Raw genomic sequence first — 1,123 nt, 5'->3', positions numbered from 1 at the left:
ATTTCTAATTCAACAGTGAATTAATGATCCAAGGCCACGCGACGATGGAGCGAACCCGTTGATGGTCCAGTTCAAGGTCGCGAAGCGAGTCGCACAGATGGTGTTCGAGCGCATCGATACTGTCGAAGACGCGGTTGTGAAAGGACTTTTCCCGCAGATCGTCCCAGAGATGTTCAACTGGATTGAGCTCAGGCGAGTATGGCGGGAGCGTGAGCAGGCGCAGATTGTGGGCCAGCCTGAGCGAAGCACTCTGATGCCACCCGGCGCCATCGAGGACCATCACGATCCGGTCGTCGGGATGACGCGCGCAGACCTCATCGAGAAAGAGCTGCATGCAGGCGCCATTGACGTGCGGCAGGATCAGCGAGTCGAGCGCGCCGTCAGTCACGGAGACGGCGGCATAAGCGTACGTGTACTCCTGCGTCACCATCGCCTGACACAGTGGGCGAACGGGTCTGGGGCACCAGCAACGCCGCGTGTCGGAGATGCGACCGAAGCGCGCTTCGTCCTGAAACATCAGGCGGATCGCCCCCTGGCCCGGCCACGCGCGGTCGATTTCGAGGAGGACGTCGGGAGTTTTTTTTCCAGGCGTCCTGGGCGGCCACATCGGCCTGGGGGTGTCGCTTGTCGGGTGCCAGCTTGCGCCAGCCATGACGGTGTAGCAGGTTGTAGGCGGAAGCCAGGGCAACCTTGCGCCCCAGTCGCTCGTCCAGCGCCTGCTTGATCTCGCCGACCACCAGGATGCCGCCCACACGGGCCTTCTCGAAGAAGGGCGCAAGAAAGGCCGCCTCTTCTTCTCGCGTCATATTCTCCCGGCGGCGACCGCCTGGCCTGGGGCGCTCGACCTCAGGCCGCCCGCCCGCCAGGATGAAGCGCCGGCGCAACTGACAGGCCCAGCCGACCGACACGCCAATCGCTTGCGCGGTCTGGGCAAGCGTCAGCCCGAATTCCAGCGGTAACAGTACTGCTTGTGCCTGCCGCAATTCATCTACCGTCCTGGCCTCGACCACGAGCAGCTTCGCCCGTTCGAAAACTTCACCACCACTCGCTTGACGAACCATCGCACATCCTTCTACACGAGGAAGGTGCGCTTATTATTTCACTATTGAATTGGAAATGGAAT

Annotated in this window: 1 protein-coding gene and 1 pseudogene; both read right to left on the bottom strand. The window is 61.6% G+C overall.

Annotation, left to right across the window (positions count from 1 at the left end; translation table 11 throughout):
- Nucleotides 1-4 precede the first annotated feature (4 nt).
- Nucleotides 5-652 (bottom strand): IS630 family transposase, encoded by a 648-nt coding sequence (locus PQQ96_RS42060; RefSeq protein WP_408303326.1) that lies wholly within the window; start codon nt 650-652, stop codon nt 5-7.
- A pseudogene (locus PQQ96_RS42055) lies at nt 585-1,061 on the bottom strand (transposase); the annotation flags it as partial. The pseudogene PQQ96_RS42055 and the gene PQQ96_RS42060, both read right to left, overlap by 68 nt.
- Nucleotides 1,062-1,123: the final 62 nt, after the last annotated feature.

The organism is Paraburkholderia sediminicola (genome assembly GCF_046027825.1).
GTDB classification, from domain to species: domain Bacteria; phylum Pseudomonadota; class Gammaproteobacteria; order Burkholderiales; family Burkholderiaceae; genus Paraburkholderia; species Paraburkholderia sediminicola_D.
This window is presented reverse-complemented; position numbering and strand designations above follow the sequence as displayed.